Raw genomic sequence first — 6,132 nt, 5'->3', positions numbered from 1 at the left:
CAGTATACTATGCTACGTCTTGCTTATCTGACTCCGGTTGAAACCCTGAATGTAGGGCTAATGTGTGCCTCTCCAGAGGGGAATGGTTTCCCGATGACGTTTGAGGGATTCAAAATTCATAGTTTATAAGCTTTGAAAAACTGGAAAGAATAGCGAAAATCCAAGCATGGTGTGAGGAGAATTTATGAGTTACAGAATGGATCGCCGCGCTTATGCAGAAACATTTGGGCCAACGGTAGGCGATCGCATCCGTCTTGCTGATACAGAATTATTCATTGAAGTCGAACGAGACTACACTAGCTACGGTGATGAGGTGAAGTTTGGTGGCGGTAAGGTGATTCGGGATGGAATGGGACAATCCCCGATTTCTAATGCCGATGGTGCCGTTGATATGGTGATTACGAACGCCCTAATACTCGATTGGTGGGGCATTGTTAAGGCGGATATTGGCATTAAAGACGGCAAGATTTTCAAAATTGGTAAGGCGGGGAATCCTTATATTCAGGACAATGTTGATATCATTATTGGCCCCGGTACTGAAGCGGTAGCGGGGGAAGGGATGATTCTGACTGCTGGGGGAATTGATAGCCACATTCATTTTATTTGTCCCCAGCAAATAGAAGTTGCGATCGCATCCGGCATCACAACAATGATAGGCGGCGGTACTGGCCCCGCTACCGGAACGAACGCCACCACCTGTACCCCTGGCCCTTGGAACATTTACCGGATGCTACAAGCTGCCGATGCGTTTCCCGTGAATCTCGGTTTTTTGGGTAAGGGTAATAGTAGCCAACCCCAAGGATTAGTGGAACAAGTTGTCGCTGGGGCGATGGGTTTGAAGCTACACGAAGATTGGGGAACGACGCCCCCTGCGATCGATACTTGCTTGAGTATTGCCGATGAATATGATGTGCAAGTGGCAATTCACACCGACACCCTCAACGAAGCGGGATTTGTCGAAGCGACGATCGCAGCTTTCAAAAACCGCACCATCCACACTTACCACACAGAAGGTGCAGGCGGGGGTCACGCACCGGACATTATCAAGGTGTGTGGTGAAGCGAACGTTCTACCTTCTTCCACCAACCCAACTCGTCCCTACACTATCAATACCTTGGAAGAACACCTGGATATGTTGATGGTGTGCCACCACTTAGATCGGGGGATTCCAGAGGATGTGGCGTTTGCAGAATCTAGGATTCGCCGGGAAACCATTGCTGCTGAAGATATTCTGCACGATTTAGGTGCATTTAGCATGATTTCCTCGGATTCCCAAGCGATGGGGCGAGTGGGCGAGGTGATTATTCGTACTTGGCAGACGGCGCACAAAATGAAGGTGCAACGAGGAAACCTAACCCCCCCGACCCCCCTTCCCTACCAGGGAAGGGGGGAGACGGACTCCCCTCTCCTTGCAGGAGAGGGGCAGGGGGAGAGGTCGGATAATTTCCGGGCGAAGCGGTACGTTGCTAAGTACACGATTAATCCTGCGATCGCACATGGTATTGCTGAGTATGTCGGTTCGGTGGAAGAAGGGAAGCTGGCGGATTTGTGTTTGTGGCGTCCGGCGTTTTTTGGGGTGAAACCGGAGATTGTGATTAAAGGTGGTGCGATCGCATGGTCGCAAATGGGCGATTCGAATGCTAGCATTCCCACACCCCAACCGGTTCACATGCGCCCGATGTTTGGTAGTTTTGGAGGTGCGATCGCAGCAACGTCCTTCACCTTTGTGTCCAAGGCAGCATTAGAACAGGGAATTCCCGAACAACTTGGCTTACAAAAATCAGCGGTTGCGGTGTCTAATACGCGGCAGGTGAGTAAGCGGGATATGAAGCTTAATGATGCCTTGCCTCACATGGAAGTTGACCCGGAAACCTATGAAGTAAGGGCAGATGGGGAATTACTGACCTGCGAACCGGCGACGGTTTTACCAATGGCACAGCGTTACTTTTTGTTTTAAGTGGCTGGGTGCAGCCTCGCGGAAATAACTAAGAGCCTATCCGAAAAATCCGTGACGCTGTAAAATGACGTAATGAACCCTGATAAAGTTTCGTCAATCTCAACTCCGGTGTGAGGCGAAAGCTAACAGTGACTTGGTAGCGATCGCCAACCAATCCGGAAGTAGGATCTGGTAAACTCAACAGCTTGGTCAGAGCTAACAGTGACTTGGTAGCGATCGCCAACCAATCCAGTGATGTGTCAATTAATTCCGGCTATTTGAACAACACGCTTGCAGCGCTCAAGTACAACCTCTCAAGAGTTTACGGTACAAGATCAGGCAAGCCGCTAGCTGAATAAATCCCAAGTAGCACTCTGGCTGTTTTTCCCAACGGATGAGTAAGCGTCGGAAGCGATTAAACCAGGAATGGCCAACTTCTACTACCCATCGGCGTGGAGGATGACGGTTCGGGGCTGTGGGCGCGGGGATTGGCGCATCTTTTTGTGGAATGTGAGGAATGTATCCTCGTTCTTGTGCTTCTTGCCAACAAGAAGAGTAATCGTAACCTCTATCTAGACACAGATTTTGTTCTAATTGTTGGGTGTCTGGTCTTTCAACAACCACCGCATCTAACAACTGTGCTAACTTCTTCATATCATGTCTGTTAGCTCCGCTCAATACTACTGCTAGCGGTACACCCCGACCATCGGTCAGGAGATGGCGTTTGCTACCAGCTTTGCCCCGGTCTGTAGGATTTCTTCCTGTGGCAGTAGCTTCTCCCTCGACCCCCTTTTTCCTAGTGGGGCTTTGACGATACAGCCGTCGGCAGATTGCCACTGCCAATCAATTCCCAAGACTTGGTCATACTCTTGCAACAGCACTGCCCAAGCTTTTTGTAAGCAACCATGCTCCACCCATTCACGAAATCGATCATAAGCTGTGGATTTCGGTCCAAATTCTGCTGGCAGCGCACACCACTGCCCACCCGTGCGGGCTAGATAAATCAAAGCCTCGAAGATACGACGGTCATTGACACGCGGTCGTCCTGCTTTCTTGCGCGGTTTATCAATCACCAGCACAGGTGCAAGGCGTTGCCATAATTCATCGGGTGTCCGCCAGATAGTAGGTGGTTCGGTTTGACTTTGTCGATCACTATCCATTACGTCATTTTACAGCGTCACGGATTTTTCGGATAGGCTCTTAAGCACCTCGGCTGAAAGTCCATCTGTGTAAGGCTTCCAGACTTTGCTCTGGCGAGAGTGACACAAGAGCGATATATAGTGGATGCTGCCTTCAATAAATGTCCTAACGTGTGTGCGTAGTGCTATAATTGTGCGAGTTAGGGGGAGGTAGGGTGAAACTCACCCCACCTCTTATTCCCCATCTTTAATACTCAGGTACGGAAGGATCTATTTCCTTACTCCAAGCCAGAATTCCACCCTTAACGTTGGTGCCGTCAATACCAGCTTCTTTCAAGATTCCCAATGCTTTCGCGGAGCGCATACCCGACTTGCAATGAGCAATCAATTGACCGCCGTTAAGCAGTTCCTTAACTTTTTCCACACCCTGACCATTTTCAATCTCTGAGAGCGGTAGTAAGACTGAACCAGGAATGCTAGCAATTTCATACTCGTTGGGGTTTCGTACATCAAGTAGGACGAAATCCTTTGCTCCTTTGTCGAACAGCTGCTTGAGTTCCTGAACTGTAATCTCTTGCATTTCCTTCTGCCGTTTCGCCTCTTCTTCTTTAGCGTGAGTAACGCCGCAGAATTGATCGTAGTCAATCAACTTATCGATGACAGGACGTTCTGGGTTTGGGCGCAGCTTCAATTGACGGAACGTCATCTCTAAAGCGTTGTACAGCAACAAACGTCCGCTGAGTGTAGTACCTTGACGGATAATGATTTTGACGGTTTCCGTTGCCTGAATTAAACCGATAATCCCTGGTAGAATACCCAGGACACCGCCTTCAGCGCAGGAAGGAACCATGCCCGGTGGTGGGGGTTCTGGATAGAGGTCGCGATAATTTGGCCCACCTTCGTAATTAAATACGGTAGCCTGACCTTCAAAGCCGAAGATCGAGCCATAGACATTAGGCTTCCCTAGCAGCACGCAAGCATCATTAACTAGATAACGGGTTGGAAAGTTATCCGTGCCATCTACGACGATGTCATAGGGCTTCATGATCTCCAGAGCATTTTCTGCACACAGAAGCTCTTCATAGAGGTCTATCTGGCAGTAGGGGTTGATTTCGAGAATTCGATTTTTCGCTGACTCAATTTTCGGTTTGCCCACCCAGGAGGTACCGTGAATTACCTGACGTTGCAGATTTGAGCTATCGACGACATCAAAATCTACAAGACCAAGGCGTCCAACGCCAGCAGCAGCCAGGTACAACAGCAGGGGTGAACCCAGTCCACCGCTGCCAATGCAGAGAACACTAGCTGCTTTGAGGCGTTTTTGTCCTTCCAGTCCAACTTGCGGCAAAATCAGGTGTCGCGAGTAACGTTCGTACTCTTCTTTGGTCAGCTGGATTTCATCCAGATTGGGATTAAGCATTGTAGTTTACGGTAGTGCGAACACGACCTATATCCTAGCTAAATGCTTTCCATCTGTCTTTAGGGGAGTTTAATATCATTTTTATTTTAGCTGGAGGAAATATTTGGTACGTTTTGCGTTGAGTTAAAGTGAGACAGTAAGAATCTCTTCGGGCTGAAACTGGTGATTGTCATCAAGAGTCCAGCTTTTAAGATCGCAAGCTGACCCCTGTCGAACAGAAACAATAATGTAAGAGTATTCCATCCATGCGATCGCGCGATCGAATTCTGAAGGGATGGCTGGGTGATCGGTGTGAGAGTGATAAATGCCAATGATGTTGAGGTTGCGATCGCGTGCATTTTTTTGTGCTTTGAGCATCACTTGAGGGGCAATGCTGAATCGATTGCGCTTACTAAATTTTCCTTCAGATGAGTCATCAACAACTTGGAGCACATCAACCATTTCTCCGTCCCAGCTATTTTCTGTAGGTAAGACTTCAATCAGCATTTTGGTGTCGCTACTCAAGTGACCCAAGAGTAAGCCACAGCACTCTTCAGGGTATGTGCTTTCGGCATGAGCCTGAATTGTCTGAAGATGATGAGAGCTAAGGTTTAGCACGGCTAAGCTTGCCTTCAATCAAGTCAAGGAAGATCAAAAATTCCAGGTATCCGGAATGCTGGCTAAGGCCATTGTAGTCCAATCGCAGAGCCTTTACTGCCCTCACTCAAAAAACTCTTATCATTTGTAATCATGACTTTTCCTCTTAATCAAACTCAAACTTCTGAAGATTTATTAAAATTCTTCCAAGAATATGCGACTGAATTACTAAGAAGACAAAATCAAGAGGTCGGTGAAGCCTTAAGGCGGAGGAACATTGATACTGAGAAATTACAGGCCTTAGAAAATGCTTATACTATCTCTTTTAAACTGAGCAATATTATGTATTTAAAACCTATTAAAGACCAGGTTTTACAACAAATTAATGCAGTTGTTGATTTTATAAAAGATATTCATATTGGACTCTTAGGTCAACGCAGCACTTTATTTTATCTCTATGAGGTAGAAATTATTATTGATAAAAACGTAAAAAAAATTTTTAAATGGGAGTCAGGCAAATTATTAATTTATATTCCTTATATAAATTTAAGCCTTTTCAAATCTCACTTCTCTTATCAAGAGATAAAAAACATTTGGAGCCGAGGTGAACACCTCGATAAACTTTCTCCTATTTATAGATTTTGGTGGTTGTTCAATCCAATTGGAGAATTTTATTCTAATTTAAGACTGATGCTTCTATTAGCTATTGAAAAGCAAATATTAGCAATTGACAGACTGTTCATAGAGTTGGGTATTATTGATTTTGGAAAAGAACAACACCCAGTAACTAAAGATTATACTATAGAGACTAATAGTGATACATTGAATGCTAAAAAAGAACATTCAGCGATTCATCAAGCAGTTTTCGCTTTCCTCAAAAATACTGTTAATGAAGATAAGCTTGAAGTTAAATTAGAAGATGTTTTAAAATATCAAGATGATGAAAGTTTAATACGTCTACTTATTCTCTTTAAAAAAAACTTAGCTGATCCTAGCCAAATAGAGGAGATTCTTAATACAGGTTTATTGATTTTTAAAGAAGTTATTCAGGAAGAGCAATC

6 protein-coding genes and 1 pseudogene are annotated in these 6,132 nt (G+C 45.7%); 3 read left to right on the top strand and 4 right to left on the bottom strand.

Translation table 11 applies throughout. The features are described 5' to 3' along the window. Nucleotides 1-9 precede the first annotated feature (9 nt). Nucleotides 10-129, top strand: a complete 120-nt coding sequence (locus tag V6C93_RS02205; protein WP_333475006.1) for a DUF1349 domain-containing protein — start codon at nt 10-12, stop codon at nt 127-129. A gap of 55 nt (nt 130-184) precedes the next feature. Next, nucleotides 185-1,957: an urease subunit alpha gene (gene ureC / locus V6C93_RS02200; RefSeq protein ID WP_333475005.1), complete on the top strand. Its 1,773-nt coding sequence runs from the start codon at nt 185-187 to the stop codon at nt 1,955-1,957. 28 nt (nt 1,958-1,985) lie between these two features. On the opposite strand, the gene V6C93_RS02195 is transcribed toward ureC, so the two are convergent. From V6C93_RS02195 to V6C93_RS02180, 4 genes and pseudogenes are all read right to left on the bottom strand, one after another. After that, nucleotides 1,986-2,138 (bottom strand): hypothetical protein, encoded by a 153-nt coding sequence (locus V6C93_RS02195; protein WP_333475004.1) that lies wholly within the window; start codon nt 2,136-2,138, stop codon nt 1,986-1,988. 98 nt (nt 2,139-2,236) lie between these two features. Then, nucleotides 2,237-3,096: pseudogene (locus V6C93_RS02190) on the bottom strand (IS5 family transposase). Nucleotides 3,097-3,322: 226 nt separating this feature from the next. After that, a complete protein-coding gene (gene moeB / locus V6C93_RS02185) occupies nt 3,323-4,495 on the bottom strand; it encodes a molybdopterin-synthase adenylyltransferase MoeB (protein WP_333475003.1) in 1,173 nt (390 codons plus the stop codon). A gap of 123 nt (nt 4,496-4,618) precedes the next feature. Next, nucleotides 4,619-5,092 (bottom strand): M67 family metallopeptidase, encoded by a 474-nt coding sequence (locus tag V6C93_RS02180; RefSeq protein ID WP_333475002.1) that lies wholly within the window; start codon nt 5,090-5,092, stop codon nt 4,619-4,621. 132 nt (nt 5,093-5,224) lie between these two features. On the opposite strand from V6C93_RS02180, the gene V6C93_RS02175 reads away from it, so the two are divergent. After that, a partial coding sequence (locus V6C93_RS02175) for a hypothetical protein (protein ID WP_333475001.1) occupies nt 5,225-6,132 on the top strand: 908 nt, incomplete at its 3' end.

This window comes from Allocoleopsis sp., from assembly GCF_036703385.1.
Classification (GTDB): Bacteria; Cyanobacteriota; Cyanobacteriia; order Cyanobacteriales; family Coleofasciculaceae; genus Allocoleopsis.
The sequence above is the reverse complement of the archived record's forward strand: the minus strand, read 5'-3'. Positions and strand labels throughout refer to the sequence as shown.